The organism is Glutamicibacter sp. ZJUTW, from assembly GCF_008370855.1.
GTDB lineage: Bacteria > Actinomycetota > Actinomycetes > Actinomycetales > Micrococcaceae > Glutamicibacter > Glutamicibacter nicotianae.
Genome location: NZ_CP043624.1, coordinates 69,970 through 94,870, shown reverse-complemented (window position 1 = coordinate 94,870; position 24,901 = coordinate 69,970). Strand labels below are relative to the sequence as shown.

Sequence of the window (24,901 nt, the reverse complement as noted above, 5' to 3'; positions counted from 1 at the left end):
TCCTACTGCAGCTCCATGCGCCGGAACCTGAGTTCTCGTTGCGCACCCCGCAAAGGTGAACCTTCAAAAGGCACCTCGCTGAGATCCACAGTCAATGCGGCTTTCAATGCCAACTGGTTCGCTGACTGCGTGGCCCGGTCAGCCATGCCGAGCACCCTTGCAAGCTCCGTCCAGTGCTTCTTCTTCAGATTCTTAGCCTTGCCGGCAACAGTCAAAGCCATGGTGTCATCGCCGTAGACCAGGGTGCATGGGATGTCATAGATGGGCGTTACATGAAACCGTCCATGCAAGTCCGCCAGAATCGAGACGTTCTTTCCATGCAAGTCGCCGTTGCCAGTTAGCCACGCAAAGACGAACTGCATGTATAGATTCCGCCTGGCGAGCACCGGAGCCTGGCACTGCAGCGCTAAGGCCTCAATAGCTTGTTCCGTGCTCACGGCATACTTGCTTGCCGGCGGAAGGTTCAATACCTGCATGGCATCTTCCAACGCCAAACGCGTGGGACTATCCGCCCCCTCGACACCCTCGCGATCGAACCTCTCGACCAGCAGCCCCGGACTCCCAGTGGAATCCAGTACTAGCCGATTGTTTGCGACCGGAAGTTTGAGCAATCGCGCTGCTTTCAGGTGCTGCGCCTCATTAACGACCAAATGCGGATGATCCCGGGGATCAAGCTTGAGCAGATATGCGCTGTTCTTGAACTCCACTGGTGTTGTCAGCATGGTTGCGCTGATCTTGTCTTGCACGCCGGGGATCGAGTGGCGGTCCAAGGTGCGCGCGAGGACCGAGAAGTCGAGTTCGGCTGTGCTGCTGAATTCAGCAACCACGGGGGTTTGCTCCAGTGCTGATCCTTCCGGAACAACGCGTACATTGCCTGGAGTATCGGCGCCCACTGCCATCAGCAGAGTCAACTCGTCAGAGATGCTGGTCTTAGTTGCGTCCTTGAGAACGGTCAGGCGATGGCCTTCGGGCAATAGTCCCGAGAAGAACGATGGCAACGCGCCCCCAGGCCCAACGTATGCCTCCGGGGAAGCTGGCAAAGATGTCGCAATGCCCGCGTCACCATGTGCAAGCTAGTCCTTGTTATAGCTGAAGGCCACGCTTCCGTCGGACTGTCTGGCTAGAGTGCCGACGAGGTTTTCGTTGCAGTAGACGTCAGCCTTGGTAACAAGCTTGAGCTCTTGGAGTTGCGGCTTCATTTGGCCACGCGAATTCGAAGGCCGAGTACATCCGCGACGGAGAGCACCGCTTCAATGGAGGGGTTTCCCGCCCCTCGTTCTATGGAGCGCAGCGTACGTTCGGAGATGCCAGCTAATTCAGCCAGCTGTTCCTGCGTCAGGCCATTCTGTTTTCTAACGCGCTGCAATTCGGCCCCTAGCTCAGTCACTGAATTCATGAAGGATCCTCTTCCGGCAGCATTGCGCCGATTGGCGACATTCTGCTCACTATCATTCAGCATGGAGCAAGAATCGGCAACAAGTTACCGAAATGATAGCCAGGTGCAAGCAATCGATTGTCAGAGGCATCAAAAGGCAGGATCTTGCCGATTGGCGGACCAGAACCCATCGGATAAAGCACCTGCAACGGAGCGGGCGTTCTCTCCCGTAGTGAGCCGCGGAGGTCCAGGGCCACGTCGTCTGCTTAGTCGCTTCAAGCGCGTCCGACATCGGGACACAGCTTAGCCATGGCTGCATTCACAACCCCATGCCTGCCTGGTCGTTCCTTCAGCGGTCTGCGCTAGCGGCCAGCACTCAAGCTCGTTAAAGCAGAAGGGGAGGAGGAACAAAGCAGTACCAGCTGCCCAATTCCCCCTCCCCTTCTCGTTAAACAGGTGAGGCTCCAACCATCACTGGCTAGAGCCTCAAACCCACTTAGGTTAAGTCCGGCGGTGACCTACTCTCCCACACCCTCACGAGTGCAGTACCATCGGCGCAATGGGCCTTAGCTTCCGGGTTCGGTATGGGACCGGGCGTTTCCCCCACGCTATGACCGCCGTAACAATCACGAAGCACACAAACCAAATATTTCCTGGTCAGTGTTTTCCGGTGCTACAAAGTCTTGTAACTCATCTTGCATTTATTGGTTAGAGGTTGTTGTCTCGTAACCGCATAGTGAACGCGAACAGCATTGAAAAATATCAGTTCAAATTATTGTTTTATTGTGTGTTGTAAGCCATCGGCCTATTAGTACAGGTCAGCTGCACAAGTCTTCAGTCCTTGCTTCCACATCCTGCCTATCAACCCAGTGGTCTAGCTGGGGGCCTCTCACACACAAAGGTGCATGGAAATCTCATCTCGAAGCAGGCTTCCCGCTTAGATGCTTTCAGCGGTTATCCCTTCCAAACGTAGCTAATCAGCGATGCACTTGGCAGTACAACTGACACACCAGAGGTTCGTCCGTCCCGGTCCTCTCGTACTAAGGACAGCCCTTCTCAAATTTCCAACGCGCGCAGCGGATAGGGACCGAACTGTCTCACGACGTTCTAAACCCAGCTCGCGTACCGCTTTAATGGGCGAACAGCCCAACCCTTGGGACCTACTCCAGCCCCAGGATGCGACGAGCCGACATCGAGGTGCCAAACCATGCCGTCGATATGGACTCTTGGGCAAGATCAGCCTGTTATCCCCGAGGTACCTTTTATCCGTTGAGCGACGGCCCTTCCACGAGGTGCCGCCGGATCACTAGTCCCGACTTTCGTCCCTGCTCGAGCTGTCACTCTCACAGTCAAGCTCCCTTGTGCACTTACACTCGACACCTGATTGCCAACCAGGCTGAGGGAACCTTTGGGCGCCTCCGTTACATTTTAGGAGGCAACCGCCCCAGTTAAACTACCCATCAGGCACTGTCCCTGAACCAGATCATGGTCCGAAGTTAGGTGACCGGTACAGCCAGAGTGGTATTTCAACGATGACTCCACCTGGACTAGCGTCCAAGCTTCACAGTCTCCCACCTATCCTACACAAGCTGCACCGAACACCAATACCAAACTATAGTAAAGGTCTCGGGTCTTTCCGTCCTGCTGCGCGTAACGAGCATCTTTACTCGTACTGCAATTTCGCCGAGTTCATGGTTGAGACAGCGGGGAAGTCGTTACTCCATTCGTGCAGGTCGGAACTTACCCGACAAGGAATTTCGCTACCTTAGGATGGTTATAGTTACCACCGCCGTTTACTGGGGCTTAAATTCTCAGCTTCGCCACAAAAGTGACTAACCAGTCCTCTTAACCTTCCAGCACCGGGCAGGAGTCAGTCCGTATACATCGTCTTGCGACTTCGCACGGACCTGTGTTTTTAGTAAACAGTCGCTTCCCCCTGGTCTCTGCGGCCCACACCCGCATCAGAGAAGCAAGTTCTCATCACGGGCAGGCCCCCTTCTTCCGAAGTTACGGGGCATTTTGCCGAGTTCCTTAACCATGATTCTCTCGATCGCCTTAGTATTCTCTACCTGATCACCTGTGTCGGTTTGGGGTACGGGCGGACTGGGACCTCGCGCCGATGCTTTTCTAGGCAGCATAGGATCACCGAATCACCCCATAAACGGGGCGCCTATCAGGTCTCAGAATACATGAGCGGCGGATTTGCCAACCGCTCTTCCTACACCCTTGGACCAGGTCAATTCCATTGCCTGGCTCGGCTACCTTCCTGCGTCACACCTGTTAATACGCTGACCTCACTGCATCGGTTCCCACCACACCACCAGCAACCATTCCCGAAGGAACAAATCACCGGATCCGTCATGGTTAGCATCCACAGCTCAGTATGGGCGGTCCTTCGCCGGTACGGGAATATCAACCCGTTGTCCATCGACTACGCCTGTCGGCCTCGCCTTAGGTCCCGACTAACCCAGGGCAGATTAGCTTAACCCTGGAACCCTTGATCATTCGGCGGACGGGTTTCTCACCCGTCATTCGCTACTCATGCCTGCATTCTCACTCGTGTGGCCTCCACCGCTGGTTTACACCGCGACTTCACCGTCCACACGACGCTCCCCTACCCATCCAAACACCCAATCGAAACCAGGTTAATATTTGAATGACGCAACTTCGGCGGTGTGCTTGAGCCCCGCTACATTATCGGCGCGGAATCACTTGACCAGTGAGCTATTACGCACTCTTTCAAGGGTGGCTGCTTCTAAGCCAACCTCCTGGTTGTCACAGCAACTCCACATCCTTTTCCACTTAGCACACGCTTAGGGGCCTTAGTTGGCGTTCTGGGCTGTTTCCCTCTCGACTATGAAGCTTATCCCCCACAGTCTCACTGCTGCGCTCTCACTTGCCGGCATTCGGAGTTTGGCTAAGGTCAGTAACCTTGTAGGGCCCATCGCCTATCCAGTAGCTCTACCTCCAGCAAGAAACACGCAACGCTGCACCTAAATGCATTTCGGGAGAACCAGCTATCACGAAGTTTGATTGGCCTTTCACCCCTACCCACAGCTCATCCCCTCCATTTTCAACTGAAGTGGGTTCGGTCCTCCACACGCTCTTACACGCGCTTCAACCTGGCCATGGGTAGATCACTTCGCTTCGGGTCTAGATCACGCCACTCAAACGCCCTATTCAGACTCGCTTTCGCTACGGCTTCCCCACACGGGTTAACCTCGCGACGTAACACTAACTCGCAGGCTCATTCTTCAAAAGGCACGCCATCACCAGGGAACAAGTCCCCAGCTCTAACGGATTGTAAGCGCACGGTTTCAGGTACTATTTCACTCCCCTCCCGGGGTACTTTTCACCATTCCCTCACGGTACTGATTCACTATCGGTCATCAAGTAGTATTCAGGCTTACCAGGTGGTCCTGGCAGATTCACACAAGGTTTCACGGGCCCCGTGCTACTCGGGTATCAACACTAGAACGGCAGACACGCATTACACCTACGGGACTATCACCCTCTCTGGTCCGGCATTCCAACCGATTCACCTATACGCCTGCACCTCATCCCACCAGCAAGATAGCGCTGGTACATGCTGACCCCACAACCCCGATGATGCAACGCCTATCCGCTATCACACACCAACCGGTTTAGCCCCATCCGCGTTCGCTCGCCACTACTAACGGAATCACTATTGTTTTCTCTTCCTGCGGGTACTGAGATGTTTCACTTCCCGCGTTCCCTCCACACAGCCTATACATTCAGCTGCAGGTCACACCACATAACATGGTGCGGGTTCCCCCATTCGGAAATCCTGGCCTCAACGTCCGGTTATCGACTCCACCAGGCTTATCGCAGATTCCCACGTCCTTCATCGGCTCTTGATGCCAAGGCATCCACCGTGCGCCCTTAAAAACTTCAACACAAATCAAAGTCTCAGAATTGAGCAATAAAACAATCTAACAAAATCACGCAGACAAGACTCCAACACCAGGCAATCCAAGGAAAAGGACCACCCAGCTCATCTCATCTGCAAGATGCTCGCGTTCACTATACAGTTCCCAAACAACAACCCCGCACCCCGCAACAACACCCCAAAACCAACACCAACCAAAGGCCAGCATCAATCCAACAGGACATCCTTGCAGCAAACACAGGACAAACACCGAAACACCAAGAACCCCTCACCCAAGCGAACACCACCAGGACCCTCCCCACAGGAAGAACCCCGGCAACCATTCACCAGGAAAGGAGGCTTGTTGCCTCAAAACCCAACAGCATGCCAAACCATACAAACCACACAACACCCACACACCGCATTCCAGCACCGCAAGAAGAAAACCCCTGCAATGCGTACTAGCAGATGCCCAAGCACCACGCGGCCACAGCCAATACCCCGCACCAGCATCAGCCAGCACGTTTTCCGGTATTGAGTCCATTGATATTCCACCCATGAGCAACCCACCCGGACAACACTCGTGTCCAGCATGGGCAACCAATAATGGTTAGCTCCTTAGAAAGGAGGTGATCCAGCCGCACCTTCCGGTACGGCTACCTTGTTACGACTTAGTCCCAATCGCCAGTCCCACCTTCGACGACTCCCCCACACAAGGTGGTTAGGCCATCGGCTTCGGGTGTTACCAACTTTCGTGACTTGACGGGCGGTGTGTACAAGGCCCGGGAACGTATTCACCGCAGCGTTGCTGATCTGCGATTACTAGCGACTCCGACTTCATGGGTCGAGTTGCAGACCCCAATCCGAACTGAGACCGGCTTTTAGGGATTAGCTCCACCTCACAGTATCGCAACCCATTGTACCGGCCATTGTAGCATGCGTGAAGCCCAAGACATAAGGGGCATGATGATTTGACGTCATCCCCACCTTCCTCCGAGTTGACCCCGGCAGTCTCCCATGAGTCCCCACCACTACGTGCTGGCAACATGGAACGAGGGTTGCGCTCGTTGCGGGACTTAACCCAACATCTCACGACACGAGCTGACGACAACCATGCACCACCTGTGAACCAGCCCGAAGGGAAACCCCATCTCTGAGGCGGTCTGGCACATGTCAAGCCTTGGTAAGGTTCTTCGCGTTGCATCGAATTAATCCGCATGCTCCGCCGCTTGTGCGGGCCCCCGTCAATTCCTTTGAGTTTTAGCCTTGCGGCCGTACTCCCCAGGCGGGGCACTTAATGCGTTAGCTACGGCGCGGAAAACGTGGAATGTCCCCCACACCTAGTGCCCAACGTTTACGGCATGGACTACCAGGGTATCTAATCCTGTTCGCTCCCCATGCTTTCGCTCCTCAGCGTCAGTAAATGCCCAGAGACCTGCCTTCGCCATCGGTGTTCCTCCTGATATCTGCGCATTTCACCGCTACACCAGGAATTCCAGTCTCCCCTACATCACTCTAGTCTGCCCGTACCCACCGCAGATCCGAGGTTGAGCCTCGGACTTTCACGGCAGACGCGACAAACCGCCTACGAGCTCTTTACGCCCAATAAATCCGGATAACGCTTGCGCCCTACGTATTACCGCGGCTGCTGGCACGTAGTTAGCCGGCGCTTCTTCTGCAGGTACCGTCACTTTCGCTTCTTCCCTACTGAAAGAGGTTTACAACCCGAAGGCCGTCATCCCTCACGCGGCGTCGCTGCATCAGGCTTTCGCCCATTGTGCAATATTCCCCACTGCTGCCTCCCGTAGGAGTCTGGGCCGTGTCTCAGTCCCAGTGTGGCCGGTCACCCTCTCAGGCCGGCTACCCGTCGTCGCCTTGGTGAGCCATTACCTCACCAACAAGCTGATAGGCCGCGAGTCCATCCCCACCGATAAATCTTTCCACCAACAACCATGCGGTCAAAGGTCATATCCGGTATTAGACCCAGTTTCCCGGGCTTATCCCAGAGTCGGGGGCAGGTTACTCACGTGTTACTCACCCGTTCGCCACTAATCCACCCAGCAAGCTGGGCTTCATCGTTCGACTTGCATGTGTTAAGCACGCCGCCAGCGTTCATCCTGAGCCAGGATCAAACTCTCCATAAAAAAATAAAAAGCCACCAGCAACCCCTTGGAAAAGAAGGGCGAAGCCGATGAAGTCCTGGCGAATAATAAAACACTCAAGAACACTGCACGGGGGTGCAATGCCTCAAGCAAATGTTATGTATTCACCAAATAAAAATATTCGGTATCAACAAACTTGGCACACTATTGAGTTCTCAAACAACAAACACTCTCGACACCACAACCACCAATCCTTCGATGACTGCTTCGCTCCGGAGCAACTTTTCCAACTTACCAGAGTTCCTAATCCGATCAAAATCGGTGGAAAACCTTGAGTGGAAAGTGATTGGCTGCCGGGTAAACATTCGGTAGATTCCGTGTTGTTTCCGTTCCGGCAACAGATAAAAACTATACACAGGTTCTTGGGCACTTACAAATCGAGGGGCCGCGTTGTAGGTCACATTCATATCGCTGTTCTAGTCTGGGCTCATGAGCGACCTGCAAAGACTCCTTGGATACCGTGAACCCATCTTCAATGCATCTATGGCTGGCGCGGCTGGCGGCGCCTTGGCTGCAGCTGTTTCCCACGCGGGAGGTGTAGGGATGATCGGTTCGCCTGCAACTCCCACAGCTGACTGGATTGAACAGCAAACGCAATTCGTTGAATCCCTGAGTACTCCATGGGGCGTCGGCTTCATGGCCTGGGCGCTGGAAACGGATCTCTCCCCGCTAGAGGCCTTCTTGGAGTTCGGGCCCTCGTTGGTGACCTTGAGCTTCGGCGATGTCACCCGGGGCGCGGCGGTAGCCCATGAGGCTGGAGTTCTGACCGCCATGCAGGTAGGCAACGCGGCAGATCTGGAACGCGCCATGGCTGATGACATCGACATCATCATTGCCCGTGGGGCAGAAGGTGGCGGACACGGCCGCAATGAAGCTGGAACCCTGCCGTTGCTGCAGCTGGCAACCTCCCAGCACCAGAAGCCGGTGATCGCGGCTGGCGGCATCGGCACCGCACGGGGTGTCGCCGCGGTGCTTTCAGCTGGCGCCGAAGCCGCCTGGATCGGCACCCGCTTCCTTTCGGCAACAGAAGCCAGCGGGCACGAGAACATGAAGAGCGCAGTGCGCAACGCGGGCCTGGATGGCACTATCTATACGCGTGCCTTCGATATCGCCCAGCAACTGCCGTGGGCACCGGAATTCGGCGGACGCGCACTGCGCAATGAGTTCAGCGACAAGCACGAGGACCTGTCCGGCTGGGAGCCGACGGAAGCGCTGCGCAAGCAGATGATCCACGCCCGTGCCGAAGCGCTGACGGACATCGCTCCGGTCTACGCCGGCGAGGCAGTGCAGTTCGTGGACGCTGAGCAGCCAGCCGCCGAGGTCATGCGGGAACTGTGCGGCTTCCGCCAGATCCTCGCCGATGCAGCACGGCGCTTTGCCTAGATCGGCTGGTTGTCGATCAGCCGGACATTGCCCACCTTCGCCGCGACAAGGACCAGGCCTTCTCCGGTGAAGGGGGTGTCCTGGCAGTTGAATGCCAGTTCTTGCAGGGTATCCGGGTTGACGACGACGAAGTAGTCGAGCTCCACCAGCGGTTCCATCTGGTACATTCCGATCGCATCTTCGATGTACAGCGGCTCGTTTCGTGCCGCGCGACCTGCAATCAGCTGAATCGAACGGTGCAGCACCAATGCCGCTTCCTTCTCTTCCTCGCTGAGCAATGCATTGCGGCTGGACAGCGCCAGGCCCTTGTCGCTGCGCACGATCGGCACCGCACGCAGCTCTACCGGGTAATCCAGGTCGGCAACCATGCGGCGGATCAGCACCAGCTGCTGGGCATCCTTCTGGCCGAAGTAGGCGCGGTATTCGCCACGGCGCGGGTCTGCCAGGTGCAGCAGCTTGGCAACAACTGCCAGCATTCCATCGAAGTGGCCCGGGCGCGAGGCGCCTTCATACATTTCGCCCAGTGCGCCGGAGTCCAGCTTCACCAACGGCAGGCCGGCGTGGTAGATCTCGGAGGCTTCCGGGGCAAAGACGATATCCACCCCGGCAGCAGCGGCCAGCTGGACATCGGCGTCGAGCTGGCGCGGATACTTCGCGTAGTCGTTGGCATCGTTGAACTGCAGTTCATTGACGAATACTGAAATGACGACAAGTTCATTTTCTTCACGGGCTGCCTTGAACAGCGAAGCGTGGCCGCTGTGCAGGGCTCCCATGGTGGGCACGAAGCCCAGCGACCCTGGGTTGGCTGCGGCAATAGCGGCCTTCAGCTCGGCACGGGTCTTGACAATCTTCGGGGTATTCACGCTATCTATTCTAGAACTCGCAAGAGCTCTTCCAGCGTGCTCTGGGAGATCAGGCCGCGATCGGCCGCGCGCAGTGCCGTCGCCCGCGAGAGGCTCCGGTAGGAATTATTAGTTTCTGCCGGGTCGTCGGCCAACGCCTGCAGGTGCGCGGTCACGGTCCCGCGATCGCCGCGGGCCACCGGGCCGGTCAGGGCGCCGGCTCCGGAACGCAGCGCGTTATCCAGGCTCGCGTACATCAGGGCTCGCAGGGTATTGGATGGCTCTTCCACGCCGATGCGGCGCAGGATATCGGCCGATTGCGCCGTGATGGTGTTCAGGTGGTTTGCCGCATGGGCCAGGGCCGCGTGGTAGCTGACCCGGTCCTGCTCGGCGATCACCACGGGCTCTCCGCGCATCTCCACCACCAGCGCCTGGGCGACCGGCAGGATGGCCTCGTCGGCGGTGACCGCGAAGACGCAGTCGGTCAGCCGCTGCAGATCCATGCTCATCCCGGTGAAGGTCATTGCCGGGTGGATTGCCAGGCCGAAGGCGCCGGCGTCCATGGCCGGCTGCAGGATCGAGGTGCCGAAGCGCCCGGCGGTGTGGGCGACCAGCTGCCCCACGGAGAAATGCCCGCCCGCGGCCAGCCCGGCCACGAGTTCGCCGAGCACATCATCGGGCACCGCAAAGAGCACCAGTTCGCTGCGGCGCAGGATTTCTGCCGGGTCCAGCAATTCCACGCCGGGCAGCAAGGCGTCGGCGCGATCGCGTGAGGCCTCCGAGACTGCATGGATGCCAGTGATCCGGTGCCCGCTGGCCGACAGCGCCGCACCGAGCACGGTGCCTACCTTGCCGGCCGAGATGATGCCGATTCCCAAGCGTGGTGCGTCCACTTCTACCTTTCAAACCAGGCGCCGGGTCTGCGCCCGGATAAATTCTGCCGCGGTGTCCGCATCAATCTGATGCACGTATCCGGTGATGCTTCCGCCAGCACTGTGCAAGCGGACACCGGCCAGTCTACGGCCTCGCTCCCACGGCCCCTGTATCCAGCTCATGCCCTGCACCCGGTTATGCGGCACGAAACTGGCTTGGCGCGCCAGCCAGCCGTACCGGGAAATCACCGTAGTTCCGGTGGCCAGGAACCCCTGGTGCTTCCATGCACCGGGCGATAGCGGCTTGGCGCGTTCCGGGGAGCCGATGAAACCGTGCTCGGATCCGGTGCTCACCGCCGTGGCCAGCACCTCGCGCTGGTTCTCGACGCCAAGGTCCGGCAGCAGGATCCCCATGATGCGGGCGACCGACTCGAAGTCGCCCACCGGGAGCACCTGCAGGTTGTCGGCGTCATCGCTCTTGGTGCCCAGCACGTTGACCTCCACCTTGTACCAGCCCAGCATCCGCCAGAAGAAGGGGGCCGTCACCGAAATGGCCTGGACCCGGCCGGAGGGAATTGAGTGCTGGCGGGTGTCGGCCAGACCGTAGCTGATCCGCATGCCGGTGTCCGAGGCACTGGCGGTGAAGTTCCAGCCCTGGTTCAGCTGCTTGTAGAACCAGCTGCCGAAGGCCAGCACCGAGGGCACCAGGCCGGCGATGATTCCCTCGACCCCGGAAATCCACAGCACCAGCATCGACAGGCAGGCAAGCAGGCCGATGATCACCGGCAGCTGCAGGAACAGCGAGGCGATCAGACGACCGATGGGCACCTTGGCCATCAGCGGCGATGCTTGCGTGGCAGGCTGCGGATCGGCCGGCGCGGGCGCATCTGCCGCAGCCTGTTCGGCTTCTGGGGCATGCGCGGGTCGTCCGCCGCGGGCCCGCTGGAGGATGACCTGGCGCAACGCGTGGGCGTCGGCCTTGCGCAGGAAGGAAAGGCGCAGCACCGACTCGGAGGAATCGGCCACGTCGAAGCGCAGCTCGGCAAGTCCCAGCAGCCGGGCAACCAGCGGCTGGGCGATGTCGATGCCCTGCACCTTGTCGATGCGCGCCTGCTTCTGGCTGCGGAAGAGCATCCCTGAATTCACGTACACGTGCGTGCTGGTGAGCTTGTAGCGGGTGAAGTACCAGGAAAGGAAGTAGAAGATGAGCACCACGAGCAGGGTGATGCCGGCGCCCGCGACGGTCCAGATCAGCCTGTCGCCGGAAAAGCGTTCAGCCCAGGACAGTTCGTCGGTGTTCTGCCAGTAGATGTAGACCAGGCCGATGATGGCCAGCCAGCCGTGGACGAAGGGGCTGGCCGGGTGCACCCGCTGCCATGGCTCGGTGCTGTCACCGGCGGCCGGTTCCACGGACTGGCTCATAGCATCTGCTCTTCGCCGGCGGCCACGAGCCGTTCGCGCAATTCCTGGCCTTCGCGCTCGGGCAGCCCGTAGACGTGCGCGGTGGCGCCGGTGCCTGCGGTGTTCAGCGTCAGCTGGCACAGGCCGTAGCGGCGCTCCAGCGGTCCGCTGTTGACCTCGACGTACTGCATCCGGCCGTAGGGAATGACTACCTGCTTGCGCCACATCACCCCGGAGCGGACGATGAAGTCTTCCTCGCGTTCGAGGTAGCCCAGTGCGGCGACCTGGCGGCGGATGATGCGCAAGGCCAGCAGCGCCAGCAGCAGCTCCAGCAGGATCGGGGCGAGGACCAGCCACAGCGCAATGCCGGCTCCGGTTGCCGCCAGCACGGCAGGAACCAGGGAGGCCAGCAGGATCACGCCCCAGGTGATCGCCCAGGTGGTGAGCTTGACCTTGGCATAGTCCCGGTGGGCTGGGGTGAAGCTACTCGGTGACCACGGAGTCGCTGTTGCCATCGGTATCCTCCGGTGGAAGTTTGCACAGTTGCTGAACAATATACCCAATGACCACCATGAGGAGCCCGGCACCGGCCAGCACCAGGCCGCGGGTCAGGGTGGGGGTCATGCCGGTGGCCGCCCAGAGCATGATGATGGCTGGAACATGCCAGCCGGCGATGACCGCGCCGGCATAGGCCGAGGCCTGCGCCAGCACCAGAGTGCGGGCCGCGGCGATCGGCTCGAAGTCGGCCTTGCCCTGGGTGGAACGCTTCACCCGGATCCCCAGGAACAGCACCACCGCGCAGACTGCGCCCAGCGAGTACAGCGCCGAGTAGTCCAGCACCGGAGCATACCGGCCGGCCGAGGTGAGCAGGCGCAGCGCAATCCAGCCGGCCGCGGCTCCGAACCCGGCGCACGCGAACAGCCGGCGCAGCTTCAGCTTTGTCATAGCCGGATGATGTCTTTCGCATCGGCGGCTTCGGCGGCCAGGCGGGAGACCAGTTGCCCCTCCAGCACCGCGTCCGGATCCATCCAGCTCCACGGGGCCAGCACGAAGCCGCGGATCGCGGCGCGCGGATGCGGCAGGGTCAGCCGCTCGTCATCCAGGCGCAGCTGGTCGTAGGCGATCAAGTCCAGGTCCAGGGTGCGCGCTTCCCAGCGCACCTCGCGGGTGCGGTGGTGCTTGGCTTCGATGGACTGGCACAAATCCAGCAGCTCATGCGGCGAGAGCCGGGTGCGCACCTGGACTACCTGGTTGGTGTAGTCCGGCTGGTCCGGCGGGCCGCCAACCGGCTTGGTGATGGCCAGCGGGGAGACCTTGAGCAGCTCGGTTTCCGCACCGAGTTCCTGCACCGCGGCGGCCAGCGTGGCCTGCGGGTCGCCGAGGTTGGCGCCCAGCGCGATGATCGCGGTGTGCTGCTTCTGGTGCCGGGTCAGCGAGATCGTGACATCGCTGAACGGCACCGGGATCGGTGCCTGCGGCTTGTGCACCACCACGTCGATGGTGGCCACGGACGGGTAGGCGGCGAGGATCGCCTCGGCGATTTCGCTGCCCAGCTTCTCGATCAAGTCCCACGGGCCGGCCTTGATCTGCTCGACCACCAGCTCGCTGACTTCGCCGTAGTGCACGGTGTCCAGCACATTGTCGCTGGCTGCCGCCCGCGTGATGTCCACGTGCAGCACCACGTCGATGATGAATTCCTGGCCGTCGCGCTTCTCATGCTCGAACACGCCATGGTAGCCGGTGGCCGAAATTCCGTAGATGCTAATGCGATCCATAGGCCTGCACGACTTCGATGGCGTCGCGGCTGCCGGCGACATCGTGCACGCGCACCGCCCAGACCTTGTCGCGGGCGCCCAGCACGGTGGTGGCGGCAGTCGCCGCATCGCGTTCCAGCGGCGCCCGGCTCTTGGAGCCCTCGGCCAGCAGCTCGCCCAGGAAGCGCTTGCGGCTGGTGCCGATCAGCACCCGATGGCCCAGCTCTTCGATAGCAGGGACATTGGCCAGCAGCGCCCAGTTGTGCCCGGCATCCTTGGCGAAGCCCAGTCCCGGGTCGATGATGATCTGTTCCGGGGCCACGCCCTTGGCGACGAACTCGTCGCGCAGGCCACGCAGCTCGCCGATGACCTCTGCGACCACGTCCTGGTAGTTGGCCTCGGCGACCATGTTCTGCGCGGTGCCGCGGCGGTGCATCAGCACGTAGGGGACGCCGGTTTCAGCGATCAGCTCGGGCATGCCCTGCTCGTAGGTCAGGCCCGAGACGTCGTTGATGATGTGCGCGCCGGCTTCGATGGCCGCGCGGGCGGTGGAGACATGCATGGTGTCCACGGAGATCACCGCGCCGGCCTTCACCAGGGCTTCGATGACCGGGATGATGCGCTCCTGCTCGAGGGCTGGATCCACGTCCTTGGCGCCGGGGCGGGTGGATTCGCCGCCCACGTCGATGATGTCCGCGCCGGAGTAGAGCAGCTTCAGGCCCTGGTCGATCGCGGCATCGGTGGACAGGTACTTCCCGCCGTCCGAGAAGGAGTCCTCGGTGACGTTCAGGATGCCCATGACCAGGGTGCGGCCGGTGGGCAGGTCGGCCATCGTCTTCTTCTTGGACTTGCGGATGATGGGCAAGGGGCTGGTGTTCGGGCCGGTGCCCGGGATCGCTCCAAGCGACATGGGGTTCCTACTTTCCGAGGATCAGGCTCATGGCTTCGGCACGGGTGGCAGTCTCGCGCAGCTGGCCGCGCACCGCACTGGTCACGGTCTTCGCTCCGGGCTTCTGCACCCCGCGCATGGACATGCACATGTGCTCGCATTCGACAACGACAATCGCGCCGGCCGGGCTCAGGTGCTCCACCAGCGCATCGACGATCTGGGTGGTCAGGCGTTCCTGGACCTGCGGGCGGCGGGCGTACACCTCGACCAGGCGGGCCAGCTTGGACAGGCCGGTGACCTTGCCGCCCTTGCCCGGGATGTAGCCGATATGCGCCGAACCGTAGAAGGGCACCAGGTGGTGCTCGCAGGTCGAGTAGAACGGGATCTCCTTGACCAGCACCATCTCATCGTGCTCGATGTCGAAGGTGGTGGACAGGTGGTCTGCCGGTTGCTGGTGCAGGCCGGCGAAGAACTCCGCGTAGGCCTTGGCCACCCGCTTTGGGGTGTCGACCAGGCCGTCGCGGTCGGGGTCCTCGCCGATGGCCTCCAGGATCTCGCGCACGGCTGCCGCGATCCGCGGCTGGTCAATCTCTTTCAGTTCACTCACGCTTCGATCCTAGTCGGTCGAGGAAGCTGCGCGCTCCTTGGGGCTTAATATCGGGCCCTCGCTGTGCACCGGACGGGCCTCGTTGCTCAGCCAGACTTCGCGCTTCTCGCGCTTGACCAGGTCGGCGAAGATCTCCGCGATCTCCGCCTGATTCAGGGTCTCGCGCTCCAGCAGGGCCAGGGCCAGGCGGTCGAGCACATGGCGGTTGGCGGTCAGCGCCTGGTATGCGTCGTTGTGCGCCTGCTCGACCAGCTCGCGTACCTCCTGGTCCACGAGGTGGGCCATTTCGTCGGAGAATTCGCGGGCGGCGTTGCCCATGCCCTGCTCGGCTGCCGAGCCGGCCAGGCGCACCGCGCCGACCTTCTCGCTCATGCCGTATTCGGTGACCATCTTGCGCGCGGTGGCGGTGGCCTTCTCGATGTCGTTCGATGCTCCGGTGGACGGGTCGTGGAAGACGATCTCCTCGGCGACGCGCCCGCCCATGGCGTAGGCCATCTGGTCCAGCAGCTCGTTGCGGGTGACCGAGTACTTGTCGGATTCCGGAACCACCATGGTGTAGCCCAGCGCGCGGCCGCGCGGCAGGATGGTGATCTTGGTGACCGGTGCGGTCTGGTTCATCGCGGCGGCGACCAGCGCGTGCCCGCCCTCGTGGTAGGCGGTGACCTTGCGCTCGTGCTCGTCCATCAGCCGGGTGCGCTTCTGCGGGCCGGCCATGACGCGGTCGATGGCCTCATCCAGCGCGCGGTCGTCGATCAGGTTCGCGTTGGAGCGTGCGGTGAGCAGCGCGGCCTCGTTGAGCACGTTGGCCAAATCGGCGCCGGTGTAGCCCGGGGTCTTCTTCGCGACGGCGTTCAGATCCACGGTGGCGTCCATCGGCTTGCCCTTGGCGTGCACCGACAGGATCTGCTCGCGGCCCTTCAAGTCCGGTGCCTCCACCGGGATCTGCCGGTCGAAGCGGCCCGGGCGCAGCAGCGCCGGGTCCAGCACGTCGGGACGGTTGGTCGCGGCGATCAGGATGACGTTGGTGGTGGCATCGAAGCCGTCCATCTCGACGAGCAGCTGGTTCAGGGTCTGCTCGCGCTCGTCGTTGCCGCCGCCGATGCCGGCGCCGCGGTGGCGGCCCACCGCGTCGATTTCGTCGACGAAGATGATCGCCGGGGAATTGTTCTTGGCCTGTTCGAACAGGTCGCGCACGCGCGAGGCGCCCACGCCGACGAACATCTCGACGAAGTCGGAGCCGGAAATCGAGTAGAACGGCACCTGGGCTTCGCCGGCCACCGCCTTGGCCAGCAGGGTCTTGCCGGTGCCCGGAGGGCCGTAGAGCAGCACGCCCTTGGGGATCTTCGCGCCCAGGGCCTGGAACTTGGCTGGCTCCTGCAGGAATTCCTTGATTTCGTGGAGTTCTTCCACTGCTTCGTCGGCGCCGGCGACGTCCTTGAAGGTCACCTGCGGCATGTCCTTGGTGATCAGCTTCGCCTTGGACTTGCCGAACTGCATGACCTTGGAGCCGCCGCCCTGCGAGCGGGCGAGGATGAACCAGAAGATGCCGGCGATCAGCAGGAACGGGATGATGATCCCGAGCATCGACAGCAGCCAATTGCTTTCCACCGGCTGGTCGGTGAACTTGCCCAGATTGGCCTTGTTGATCTCATCGACGACCTGTTCGGCGCGGGCGGTCGAGTAGTAGAAGCTCACCGTGGTGCCCTTGTCCACGCCGTCCACCTTCAGGGCGTCGCGCAGCTTCAGGTCGACACGCTGGTCGCCATCGAACATCTTCGCTTCGGTGACATTGCCGCTGGTCAGCTGATGCAAGCCGACGGAGGTATCCACCTTGGCAGAATTATTGCCAAAGACCATCGGCAGGAACAGCACCACTGCCACGACGCCGACCAAAACCCAAATGATCCAGCTGTTAAAAAGCTTCTTCGTTTTCATTGATCCGCCAGGCCCCGCGCCTGGCGCATCCCCCTCACGCACTGCTCTGGCGTCCGGGTCACGCCACCTTCGATACTTCTCAACGCCCCAATGGCGCGAAAAGTTCCCTACTGATAAATGTGCGGGGCCAAGGTGCCCACGCAATCCAGGTTGCGGTACTTTTCCGCGTAGTCCAGGCCGTAGCCCACGACGAATTCGTTCGGGATGTCCATGCCGACGTACTTGACGTCGATTTCCACCTTGGCTGCCTCGGGCTTGCGCAGCAGGGTGCAGATTTCCACCGATGCCGGGCCGCGGGATTCCAGGTTGGACTTCAGCCAGGACAAGGTCAGGCCGGAGTCGATGATGTCCTCGACGATCAGCACGTGCTTGCCCATCAAGTCGGAATCCAGGTCCTTGAGGATGCGCACCACACCGGAGGACTGGGTACCCGAACCGTAGGATGACACTGCCATCCAGTCCATGGTCAGGTGGGAGTTCAGCGCGCGGACCAGGTCGGCCATGATCATCACGGCGCCCTTGAGCACACCTACCACGAGGATGTCGCGGCCCTCGTAGTCCTTGTCGATCTGCGCGGCGAGTTCCTCCACGCGGGCCTGGATTTCTTCCTTGGTGTACAGAACGTGCGCAAGATCGGCTTTGACTGCATTGGAATCCACGAGAATTCTCCTGATTCTAGAGGTGTGGTACTTACCTAGAGTGCCACATTTGGCGGATTGTTGTTTAGCCGGTTGTGGTGAAAACTATCACCGATTGCCGGCGGAAGGCGCTGATCGCGCCATCGAGCTGCACCGGACCAGCCGATTTGGACTTGGGGACGCCGAATCCGGCCAGCGCGCAAAGCGCCGCCGTTCGCTCATAGCCCACATTCCTAGCGCCGGCTTCCATGGCGGCCAGGCGTAATACTCGCGAGCTGACGGCCACCGGCAGCTTGGCCAGTTCCGCGATCCGCAACCCATGCTCGGCCTTGGCCGCCTGCGCCCAGGAATCCAGTGCCTGGGCGTCGGCGGCAGCCAGGCTGGCGGTGCGCGCCAGGGCAACGGGGACATGCTCGCCAAGCTCGTCGCGCAGCAAGGGCAGGATCCGGTGGCGGATGAGATTGCGCCGGTAGCCGGTGTCCGTGTTGCTCGGATCTTCCCAGAAGTCCAGGCCCGCCACCCGGCAGATCTGCTCGGTCTGCTCCCTGGACAGGTCCAGCAGGGGACGCCGGTAGGGTCCGCGGCGGGCCGGGATGCCTGCCAGCGAACGGGTACCCGATCCGCGCAGCAATCCGAGCAGCACCTGCTCGGCCTGGTCGTCGCGGGTATGCGCGAGCATCAGCGTCTGCGCATTGTGCTGGATGATCGCCGCTTCGAAGGCCCGGTATCTGGCCTTGCGCGCCGAATCCTCATCTTTCGAGGTTTCGACCCGGATCACCTGCACCGGATCCAGCCCCAGCTCGCGGCACTGCGCGGCGGCGTGCTCGGCCACCTCGGCGCTGCCGGCCTGCAGGCCGTGGTCGATGACCACCGCACCGAAGGAACCAGGCAGCGTCGCCGCGGCAATGGCCAGGGCCAGCGAGTCGGCGCCGCCGGAGACCCCGATCAGGTTCAGCCCCGGCGCGCAGCTGGCCTGGATCGCGCCGCGGGCGAGGTGCAGGGCGCGGCTCATCGGGTGCGGGCCAGCCAGCGTTCGGGGTGGTCGAGTTCCTCGGAGCTGGGGAACAGCTCGCGGGCGGTGAAGATCTCGTTGAAGCCTTCATAGCCGATCTCATCGACGATATGACGCACGAATTTCGCCCCGCGCTTGTACTGCAGCGCCTTGGCATCCAGGCCCAGCAGCTTGCCCAGCAGGATCGCCAGGGCCGAGCGGTTCTCGCCGCGGGCTTCGAAGCGGCGGCGGATGGTCTTGATGCTGCGGATCGAGGTGACATCGTTCATCACCACCATGGCGTGCCCCTCCAGCACCGACATGATGCTGGTCAGCTCGGAAACCTCGGACTTCATGGATTTCAGGCGTTCGCCCAGTGCGCCCATGGAATTGGTAGTGCCGGCCAGCGGCTCGAAGGCCTCGGCCAGCGTCTGCTTCATGACCTCGGGGATCCAGGGGGCATGCTCGAATTGCAGGCGGTGGGTCTGCTCATGGGTGGCGATCCACAGGTAGAAGTCGCGGGCGTTGACGTTCAGTTCGCCGCGGATCTGGGTGATGGTCGGGGCATTGAGCAGCAGCCGGGGTCCGACGAACGGATCGAATTGGCCCAGCACCCGGGTGCCGAGCACCGAGAGCACCGCGCCGAGTTCGGCGCCGGCGATCAGCGGTACCGCGCCGGGGACATCCTGGCGCATTGACGGGAGCATGGCCGCGAAGTTCTGGCTGACGGCCTTGGCCCAGCCTGAGCGGTCAACCACCAGGGTCTGCGCTGGCGCAGTCGAGGCCAGCCTGGAGACCTTCTCGGCTTCCACCAGGCCTTCGCCGGCGGCGATGCGCAGTTCCTCGACGATCCGGGCGGCATCCTGGGCCTGGATCCTCGGCCCGGCGGGCATCAGGGTTTTCGCGGCCTTGGCCGCCAGGTTCCAATCGACGAACTGGTTCATTTACTGCTCCTGAGCTTTCAGCTCCGGCAGCCACAACCGCGGATGGCGGTGACTGCAGAGTCAATGGTTGGCTTGTGGGGTGCGAGTGCTCCGTTGGGCTGGTTTGCGTAGATCGAGAAGGCGAGCAGGCGCCCGTCTTCGGTCATGGTCATGCCGGTCAGCGTGGCCACGCCGGTCAGCGAACCGGTCTTGGCACGGACCAGGCCAAGTGTCGCGGCACCGTCCAGGCGGTGCATCAGGGTGCCGTTGTAGCCGGAGACCGGCAGCGAATAGACGAGCTCGCGCAATTCCGGCTTGCCGCTGGTGGCCGCCGAGCGCAGCACTGCGGTCAGCGCGGCGGGCGAAATCTGGTTCTTGGCGGCCAGGCCGCTGGCGTCCACCAGCGAATGGCCACTCGCCCCGTGCTCGGCGGCTACCGCGGCGACGGCGGCTCCCGCCTGCTCGGCGGGCATCTGGCGCTTGAGCGCGACCAGCCGTCCCATGGTTTCGGCGATGTAGTTATCCGAGACCAGCAGCATGTGCTTGACGACATCACGCAGCGGCGCGGATTTCACCTCGGTGATCTGCTCGCCGCCGGCATAGGGTCCGCGGCCGCCCTCGGTCACCGTGATGCGCTCGCTCAGGGCCTGGGCGAAGACCTTGCGGACCTGCTGGGCGGCGTCGGACTGGTAGGCGGTGCTGGTGCTCTGCCCGGCACGCCCGGCGTAGTGCGCTATCGGGTAGACCTCGCCAATATTGTTCGAGGTGAACAACGACTTGTCCCAGTCCGGGTTGCTGTGCGCGTCGCCGAACAGCGAGTCGTCCAGCCACAGCTCGACCTCGCTGATCCCGCGTTTTTCAAGCTCATCGGCGGTCTGCTTGGCCAAGGTCGCCAGTCCTGCATAGCCCTTGGGGTGCGCCGGGTCGGATTCCCCGTCGCCCAGCAGCACATCGCCCCCGCCGCGCAGGATCAGCGTTCCGCCATCGAGCAGCACGCTGGTGGACAGCTGGGTGCCTCCGCCCAGGGCGTCGAGGGCGGCGATGGCGGTGGCGACCTTCAGGCTGGAGGCCGGGGTGCCGTTTGCGGCGGCATTCTTGTCATACAGGACGTTGCCCGTGGCGACGTCCACCACCTGGGCGCTGAAGGAGGTCCGGTCGGGCTTGTCGGCAAGGATGGCGTCCAGCTTCGCGGCGAGGATCCCGGGGTCCGGCTGCACGGCTTCGGGGTCCAGATCCCGCACGGCGACTGGGGATGGCGCGGCCAGCTGCGCGCTAGCCGGGGTGTAGGAAGCTTCGGGCTCCCCGGTGAAGAATCGCGGGGCCAGGAGCATCGCGACGACGACTGCAACCACGGCAACAATCGCCACCCCCAGCGTTATGGCGCGTCGGGCGGCAGTGTTCATATGGTTACATTCCTCTCGCAGTTTTATCCATCAGGCGCAATGGGGCGATACCCTTATTAGCGGATATCCCTAAGACTAGTTTAGGAGTGTGCTTTTCATGAGCCACGACGTGACCATCGAGATCCCTACCGGATCGCGCGTCAAGTACGAGATCGACCACGAGACCCACCGCCTGCGCCTGGATCGCGTGCTGTTCACCTCGATGCAGTACCCAACCCACTACGGCTACTTCGACGATACCTTGGGTGAAGATGGCGATCCATTGGATGCCATGGTCTACCTCCCAGGTGTCGACCTGATCCCAGGCGTTGTCGTGGAAGCCCGCCCGATTGGCGTCTTCAACATGACCGACGATGGCGGTGGCGATGCCAAGCTGCTGTGCGTTCCTGCCGACAAGCGCTTTGACCACATCAAGGAACTTGAAGACATCGACGAATGGCTGATCAAGGAGATCGAGCACTTCTTCACCCGCTACAAGGACCTGGAGCCAGGCAAGTGGGTCAAGGCCGAGGGCTGGGAAGGCCGCGAGGCTGCCGAGGCCGAGCTGGCTCGCTCCATCGAGCGCTTCAAGGCCTAGTCGCTGGACTTGAGCTGGATTGGCGGCGATCCCCATGCGGGGGTCGCCGCCATTGCTTTTTCCGGGTGGCCTTATGCCTCGGGCAGCAGCGAGCTGAGCACGTCGTCCTGCGCGGCAACTTCCAGGGTCTGCACGTCCTTGAGCTTGCGCTCCACCGCCCGGGTCCGGGTGCCGGCATCGCGCACCGTGTTCTGCGCCGTGGCCAGCTGCTTGCCCAGCTTGTCCCAAACATCTCCGTACTTGCGGAATTCTTCCTTGGCTGCCGAGAGCACCTGCCACACTTCGCTGCTGCGCTTCTCGATGGCCAGGGTGCGGAAGCCCATTTGCAGCGAGTTCAGCAGGCTCATCAGGGTGGTCGGCCCGGTGACCAGCACCCGGTGCTCGGTCTGCAGCTTGCTGGCCAGCCCCGGGCTGCGCACCACCTCGGCGAACAGGCCTTCGGTGGGCAGGTACATGATGGCGAAGTCGGTGCTGTACGGCGGGGCGATGTACTTGCTGGAGATCAGCTTGGCCTGTTCGAGGATTGCCCGGTCCAGCGCCTTGCCGGCCGCGGCGATGGCCGCCTTGTCTCCGTGCTCCTGGGCATCGAGCAGGCGCTCGTAGTCTTCCTGAGGCAGCTTGGAGTCGATCGGCAGGTAGATCGTTCCGGCGTCCCGGCCGGGAAGGATCACCGCGAACTCGACGACCTCGCGGCTGCCAGGGACCACCGCCACGTTCTGCTCGTACTGCTCTGCGGTGAGGATGTCTTCCAGCTGTCGGGCCAGTTGCACTTCTCCCCAGGACCCGCGGCTCTTCACGTTGGTAAGCACGCGTTTGAGCCCGCCGACATCCTGGGCCAGGGACTGCATTTCACCCAGGCCCTTCTGGACCATTTCCAGCCGCTTGCTGACCAATTCGAAGGAATCACCGAGCCGCTTCTCCAGGGTTCCCTGCAGCTTCTCGTCTACCGTTTCGCGCATCTTCTCGAGCTTGGCTTCATTGCCGGCGCGCAGCTTTTCCATTTCCTGCTGGAGCAGCACCTGGACCTGCAGATGGCGGTTCGCATTGGCTTCGGCCATCGCGGTCAGCTTGGCATCGAGCTCGGTGCGCACCTCGCCCATGCCCTGGCGCAGTTCGGTGCGCTGGGTTCCCAGTTCCTGCCTCAGCTCCGCATTTCCAGCACGCACCGCGTCCTGGACCTGGGTGCCTTCGGAGCCCGAAGTCCTGCGAATCAGCAGCAGAGCAACACATGCCGTTGCAAGAATATTGAGGATGACGAGTACAAAAACCACGATAATCATGAGCACCTAGCCAAGATCTGTCGAGCGAACCATTACCCCCAGTCCTATCAGCGGACACCGACAGTTTGGGGACATAATGGGTTCATGCACATTCTGGTCACCGGTTTCGAGCCCTTCGGCAATGACGCATTCAATGCCAGCGGCGAGGCGGTCCGCCAGCTGCCAGCTCGACTTGGCGAGCACGAGGTGACCACCGCGATCCTGCCGGTGTCCTTCGCGGCCTCCGGGCAGGTCCTTGCGTCGTTGCTGGCCGAGCATCAGCCCGATGCGCTGATTTGCGTTGGCGAGGCCGGGGGCCGAGCCGCGATTACTCCGGAGCGCTGGGCGGTCAACGAGGATCATGCGCGCATTCCAGACAATGATGGAGAGCAGCCTCGCTCAACAGCGATCAGGGAAAACGCCCCGACGCGAGTGGAGGCGAGCATCAATCCAACGGCGGCCGCCCAGGCCCTGCTGGCCGCCGGCCTTGAGGCCAGCGTGTCCGAGGACGCCGGGCGTTTCGTCTGCAATCACGTTGCCTATGTGGCCTATTCCCAGCCGGTCCCGGCATTGTTCATTCACGTTCCTGCACTGCGTCCGCCGGGAATCCGGGCCACGGTAGGCGCCGAAACCGATGCAACGGCTATCCAGCAGCAGCGCTCAGGCCTGAGCGAGCTGCCACAGGCGCTGGGCATCGCGATACTGGGTGCACTGGGCTGAGTTGGCCCACTTTTCAACGACGCTTTGCCCTTCGTTAACTGGCACCGGGAATATGACCAACTGATACCTGCGGATTACTGTGGCGGTTCGGCGCGAGGCTAGCCTTGAATCATCATGACCCTGCACAATCTCACCCCGCTCGATCAGCTGCGCGCCGGGAAGCTCCCGCTGCGCCTGGCAAATCTGTTCATCGGCCTGATGCTTTTTGCGCTGGCCATGGCGCTGCTGATCCGCGCCCAGCTCGGCGTGGACCCATGGGATGTGCTGCACCTGGGCCTGGCCAACCACATTCCGCTGTCGCTGGGAACCATCGTGATACTTGTCGGCGTCGTGGTGTTGCTGGCGTGGATTCCGCTGAAGCAGTGGCCGGGGCTGGGGACCATCGCCAATGTGCTGCTTATCGGGCTCGGCCTAGATTTCTTCCTCTGGCTCATCCCCGATGTCCATGGCCTGGGCTGGCAGATCCTGACCCTGGTGGGCGCCATAGTCATCAATGGACTGGGCGGCGCACTGTACATCGGCTGCCATTTCGGGCCCGGGCCGCGCGATGGCCTGATGACCGGGCTGCATCTGCGCACCGGCAAATCGATCCGCCTGCTGCGCACGATCATCGAGGTGTGCGTACTGGGGATCGGCTGGCTGCTCGGCGGTCCGGTGGGCGTGGGCACGGTGGCCTATGCGCTGCTAATCGGCCCCGCCACGCAGTTCTTCTTCCGTTACACCACGGTGCGCCTGGACGCGCAGCGCGCGACCGCGGGCGTCTGAGGGGCGCTTAGCGTGCGGCCCGCTCCAGCACTTCGGCCAGCTGTTCGTGGCCACGGGCCCGGGCGAGCCCTGCCATCTCTGCGAGCACTTCCGGGCTGCCCACCGACCGCAGGTACTCGCTGGCCGCCGCACCCTCCCCCGCTTCCGCCGATCCACGGGTGGCAGTGGCGGCATCGAGCAGCTCGGCCTGCTGGAGCACCGCCTGCAAATCCGCTTCGTCGGATCGGGCTTCGAGCATCATGAGCCGCCCAAGCACCGCCGGATTGCCGATCTTGATCCGCTTGGCTCCCATCAGCTGCGAAAGCATCGGCGCGGAGAGACCCAGCACCTGGGCCAGCGAGCGCTGGGACAAGGCATACTTTTCCATCACGTGCCCGAAACGCTCCGCCAGGGGGGCGCCATACAGCCTCCGCTGCTGTTCGATAGGACTGTCCATGGAAACAATTTTCGCACGGGGGTTTGCAATTGCAAACAAATGGCATATATTTGCAACTGCAAACATCACCGCCGGAAGGA

Annotated in this window: 21 protein-coding genes and 3 rRNA genes; 4 read left to right on the top strand and 20 right to left on the bottom strand. The window is 61.9% G+C overall.

Translation table 11 applies throughout. From position 1 onward, the window contains the following. Positions 1 to 2: 2 nt before the first annotated feature. The 5 genes from F0M17_RS00455 to F0M17_RS00435 form a co-directional block, all read right to left on the bottom strand. Positions 3 to 1,052 carry a type II toxin-antitoxin system HipA family toxin gene (locus F0M17_RS00455; protein ID WP_256370207.1) on the bottom strand — a complete coding sequence of 350 codons (1,050 nt, stop codon included), beginning with the start codon at positions 1,050 to 1,052 and terminating at the stop codon, positions 3 to 5. Between the two features lie 143 nt (positions 1,053 to 1,195). After that, positions 1,196 to 1,396: a helix-turn-helix transcriptional regulator gene (locus F0M17_RS00450; protein ID WP_038993722.1), complete on the bottom strand. Its 201-nt coding sequence runs from the start codon at positions 1,394 to 1,396 to the stop codon at positions 1,196 to 1,198. A 484-nt stretch (positions 1,397 to 1,880) separates the two neighbouring features. Further along, positions 1,881 to 1,997: ribosomal RNA gene (rrf, locus tag F0M17_RS00445) — 5S ribosomal RNA — on the bottom strand. Between the two features lie 165 nt (positions 1,998 to 2,162). Then, positions 2,163 to 5,292: ribosomal RNA gene (locus F0M17_RS00440) — 23S ribosomal RNA — on the bottom strand. 594 nt (positions 5,293 to 5,886) lie between these two features. Next, a 16S ribosomal RNA gene (locus tag F0M17_RS00435) occupies positions 5,887 to 7,408 on the bottom strand. Together the 16S, 23S and 5S rRNA genes form the textbook arrangement of a ribosomal RNA operon. Positions 7,409 to 7,855: 447 nt before the next feature. On the opposite strand from F0M17_RS00435, the gene F0M17_RS00430 reads away from it, so the two are divergent. After that, positions 7,856 to 8,809 (top strand): nitronate monooxygenase family protein, encoded by a 954-nt coding sequence (locus F0M17_RS00430; protein WP_073707229.1) that lies wholly within the window; start codon positions 7,856 to 7,858, stop codon positions 8,807 to 8,809. Here the strand turns inward: F0M17_RS00430 and panC are convergent. From panC to dacB, 13 genes are all read right to left on the bottom strand, one after another. Beyond that, positions 8,806 to 9,672 (bottom strand): pantoate--beta-alanine ligase, encoded by an 867-nt coding sequence (panC, locus tag F0M17_RS00425; protein ID WP_038992644.1) that lies wholly within the window; start codon positions 9,670 to 9,672, stop codon positions 8,806 to 8,808. The genes F0M17_RS00430 and panC overlap by 4 nt on opposite strands. Positions 9,673 to 9,677: 5 nt before the next feature. Continuing rightward, positions 9,678 to 10,544 (bottom strand): Rossmann-like and DUF2520 domain-containing protein, encoded by an 867-nt coding sequence (locus F0M17_RS00420; RefSeq protein WP_149596101.1) that lies wholly within the window; start codon positions 10,542 to 10,544, stop codon positions 9,678 to 9,680. 9 nt (positions 10,545 to 10,553) lie between these two features. Beyond that, a complete protein-coding gene (locus tag F0M17_RS00415; RefSeq protein ID WP_149596100.1) occupies positions 10,554 to 11,945 on the bottom strand; it encodes a PH domain-containing protein in 1,392 nt (463 codons plus the stop codon). Then, the gene (locus tag F0M17_RS00410) at positions 11,942 to 12,439 is read right to left on the bottom strand and encodes a PH domain-containing protein (RefSeq protein WP_149596099.1); all 498 of its coding nucleotides are present in this window, start codon (positions 12,437 to 12,439) and stop codon (positions 11,942 to 11,944) included. The genes F0M17_RS00415 and F0M17_RS00410 overlap by 4 nt, the downstream gene beginning before the upstream one ends. Then, a complete protein-coding gene (locus F0M17_RS00405) occupies positions 12,408 to 12,869 on the bottom strand; it encodes a DUF3180 domain-containing protein (protein WP_149596098.1) in 462 nt (153 codons plus the stop codon). Before F0M17_RS00405 ends, F0M17_RS00410 begins: the two co-directional genes overlap by 32 nt. Then, the gene (gene folK / locus F0M17_RS17630; RefSeq protein WP_246857100.1) at positions 12,866 to 13,699 is read right to left on the bottom strand and encodes a 2-amino-4-hydroxy-6-hydroxymethyldihydropteridine diphosphokinase; all 834 of its coding nucleotides are present in this window, start codon (positions 13,697 to 13,699) and stop codon (positions 12,866 to 12,868) included. The genes F0M17_RS00405 and folK overlap by 4 nt, the downstream gene beginning before the upstream one ends. Further along, positions 13,686 to 14,588: a dihydropteroate synthase gene (gene folP, locus F0M17_RS00395; RefSeq protein ID WP_168201911.1), complete on the bottom strand. Its 903-nt coding sequence runs from the start codon at positions 14,586 to 14,588 to the stop codon at positions 13,686 to 13,688. The genes folK and folP overlap by 14 nt, the downstream gene beginning before the upstream one ends. 7 nt (positions 14,589 to 14,595) lie before the next feature. Beyond that, entirely contained in the window at positions 14,596 to 15,174 is a 579-nt protein-coding gene (folE, locus tag F0M17_RS00390) for a GTP cyclohydrolase I FolE (RefSeq protein ID WP_149596096.1), read from the bottom strand. A 9-nt stretch (positions 15,175 to 15,183) separates the two neighbouring features. Next, entirely contained in the window at positions 15,184 to 17,109 is a 1,926-nt protein-coding gene (gene ftsH / locus F0M17_RS00385) for an ATP-dependent zinc metalloprotease FtsH (protein ID WP_149596095.1), read from the bottom strand. A gap of 107 nt (positions 17,110 to 17,216) precedes the next feature. After that, positions 17,217 to 17,768, bottom strand: coding sequence for a hypoxanthine phosphoribosyltransferase (gene hpt, locus F0M17_RS00380; protein ID WP_038992657.1), 552 nt, complete (start codon positions 17,766 to 17,768; stop codon positions 17,217 to 17,219). 64 nt (positions 17,769 to 17,832) lie between these two features. Then, positions 17,833 to 18,759 (bottom strand): tRNA lysidine(34) synthetase TilS, encoded by a 927-nt coding sequence (tilS, locus tag F0M17_RS00375; RefSeq protein WP_246857099.1) that lies wholly within the window; start codon positions 18,757 to 18,759, stop codon positions 17,833 to 17,835. After that, positions 18,756 to 19,682: a zinc-dependent metalloprotease gene (locus F0M17_RS00370; RefSeq protein ID WP_149596094.1), complete on the bottom strand. Its 927-nt coding sequence runs from the start codon at positions 19,680 to 19,682 to the stop codon at positions 18,756 to 18,758. The genes tilS and F0M17_RS00370 overlap by 4 nt, the downstream gene beginning before the upstream one ends. A gap of 17 nt (positions 19,683 to 19,699) precedes the next feature. Next, a complete protein-coding gene (gene dacB, locus F0M17_RS00365) occupies positions 19,700 to 21,064 on the bottom strand; it encodes a D-alanyl-D-alanine carboxypeptidase/D-alanyl-D-alanine-endopeptidase (RefSeq protein ID WP_149596093.1) in 1,365 nt (454 codons plus the stop codon). 97 nt (positions 21,065 to 21,161) lie between these two features. On the opposite strand from dacB, the gene F0M17_RS00360 reads away from it, so the two are divergent. Beyond that, positions 21,162 to 21,641: an inorganic diphosphatase gene (locus F0M17_RS00360; protein WP_038992659.1), complete on the top strand. Its 480-nt coding sequence runs from the start codon at positions 21,162 to 21,164 to the stop codon at positions 21,639 to 21,641. A gap of 71 nt (positions 21,642 to 21,712) precedes the next feature. Here the strand turns inward: F0M17_RS00360 and F0M17_RS00355 are convergent, their stop codons facing one another. Then, positions 21,713 to 22,921: a DNA recombination protein RmuC gene (locus F0M17_RS00355; protein WP_149596092.1), complete on the bottom strand. Its 1,209-nt coding sequence runs from the start codon at positions 22,919 to 22,921 to the stop codon at positions 21,713 to 21,715. A gap of 84 nt (positions 22,922 to 23,005) precedes the next feature. Between F0M17_RS00355 and F0M17_RS00350 the strand changes: the two genes are divergently transcribed. Together F0M17_RS00350 and F0M17_RS00345 are read left to right on the top strand one after the other, a co-directional pair. Then, positions 23,006 to 23,620, top strand: coding sequence for a hypothetical protein (locus F0M17_RS00350; RefSeq protein WP_073707220.1), 615 nt, complete (start codon positions 23,006 to 23,008; stop codon positions 23,618 to 23,620). Between the two features lie 114 nt (positions 23,621 to 23,734). Further along, positions 23,735 to 24,385 carry a YitT family protein gene (locus tag F0M17_RS00345; RefSeq protein WP_073707219.1) on the top strand — a complete coding sequence of 217 codons (651 nt, stop codon included), beginning with the start codon at positions 23,735 to 23,737 and terminating at the stop codon, positions 24,383 to 24,385. Positions 24,386 to 24,392: 7 nt separating this feature from the next. On the opposite strand, the gene F0M17_RS00340 is transcribed toward F0M17_RS00345, so the two are convergent. Then, positions 24,393 to 24,821, bottom strand: a complete 429-nt coding sequence (locus F0M17_RS00340; protein ID WP_073707218.1) for a hypothetical protein — start codon at positions 24,819 to 24,821, stop codon at positions 24,393 to 24,395. Between the last annotated feature and the right edge of the window lie 80 nt (positions 24,822 to 24,901).

What these genes read in the sequence shown, in the direction of transcription:
- F0M17_RS00450 (WP_038993722.1), bottom strand. Translation starts at nt 1,396, where the DNA reads ATGAATTCAGTGACTGAGCTAGGGGCCGAATTGCAGCGCGTTAGAAAA.
- F0M17_RS00430 (WP_073707229.1), top strand. Translation starts at nt 7,856, where the DNA reads ATGAGCGACCTGCAAAGACTCCTTGGATACCGTGAACCCATCTTCAAT.
- F0M17_RS00415 (WP_149596100.1), bottom strand. Translation starts at nt 11,945, where the DNA reads ATGAGCCAGTCCGTGGAACCGGCCGCCGGTGACAGCACCGAGCCATGG.
- F0M17_RS00410 (WP_149596099.1), bottom strand. Translation starts at nt 12,439, where the DNA reads ATGGCAACAGCGACTCCGTGGTCACCGAGTAGCTTCACCCCAGCCCAC.
- F0M17_RS00405 (WP_149596098.1), bottom strand. Translation starts at nt 12,869, where the DNA reads ATGACAAAGCTGAAGCTGCGCCGGCTGTTCGCGTGCGCCGGGTTCGGA.
- folK (WP_246857100.1), bottom strand. Translation starts at nt 13,699, where the DNA reads ATGGATCGCATTAGCATCTACGGAATTTCGGCCACCGGCTACCATGGC.
- folP (WP_168201911.1), bottom strand. Translation starts at nt 14,588, where the DNA reads ATGTCGCTTGGAGCGATCCCGGGCACCGGCCCGAACACCAGCCCCTTG.
- ftsH (WP_149596095.1), bottom strand. Translation starts at nt 17,109, where the DNA reads ATGAAAACGAAGAAGCTTTTTAACAGCTGGATCATTTGGGTTTTGGTC.
- tilS (WP_246857099.1), bottom strand. Translation starts at nt 18,759, where the DNA reads ATGAGCCGCGCCCTGCACCTCGCCCGCGGCGCGATCCAGGCCAGCTGC.
- F0M17_RS00370 (WP_149596094.1), bottom strand. Translation starts at nt 19,682, where the DNA reads ATGAACCAGTTCGTCGATTGGAACCTGGCGGCCAAGGCCGCGAAAACC.
- dacB (WP_149596093.1), bottom strand. Translation starts at nt 21,064, where the DNA reads ATGAACACTGCCGCCCGACGCGCCATAACGCTGGGGGTGGCGATTGTT.
- F0M17_RS00360 (WP_038992659.1), top strand. Translation starts at nt 21,162, where the DNA reads ATGAGCCACGACGTGACCATCGAGATCCCTACCGGATCGCGCGTCAAG.
- F0M17_RS00355 (WP_149596092.1), bottom strand. Translation starts at nt 22,921, where the DNA reads ATGATTATCGTGGTTTTTGTACTCGTCATCCTCAATATTCTTGCAACG.
- F0M17_RS00350 (WP_073707220.1), top strand. Translation starts at nt 23,006, where the DNA reads ATGCACATTCTGGTCACCGGTTTCGAGCCCTTCGGCAATGACGCATTC.
- F0M17_RS00345 (WP_073707219.1), top strand. Translation starts at nt 23,735, where the DNA reads ATGACCCTGCACAATCTCACCCCGCTCGATCAGCTGCGCGCCGGGAAG.
- F0M17_RS00340 (WP_073707218.1), bottom strand. Translation starts at nt 24,821, where the DNA reads ATGGACAGTCCTATCGAACAGCAGCGGAGGCTGTATGGCGCCCCCCTG.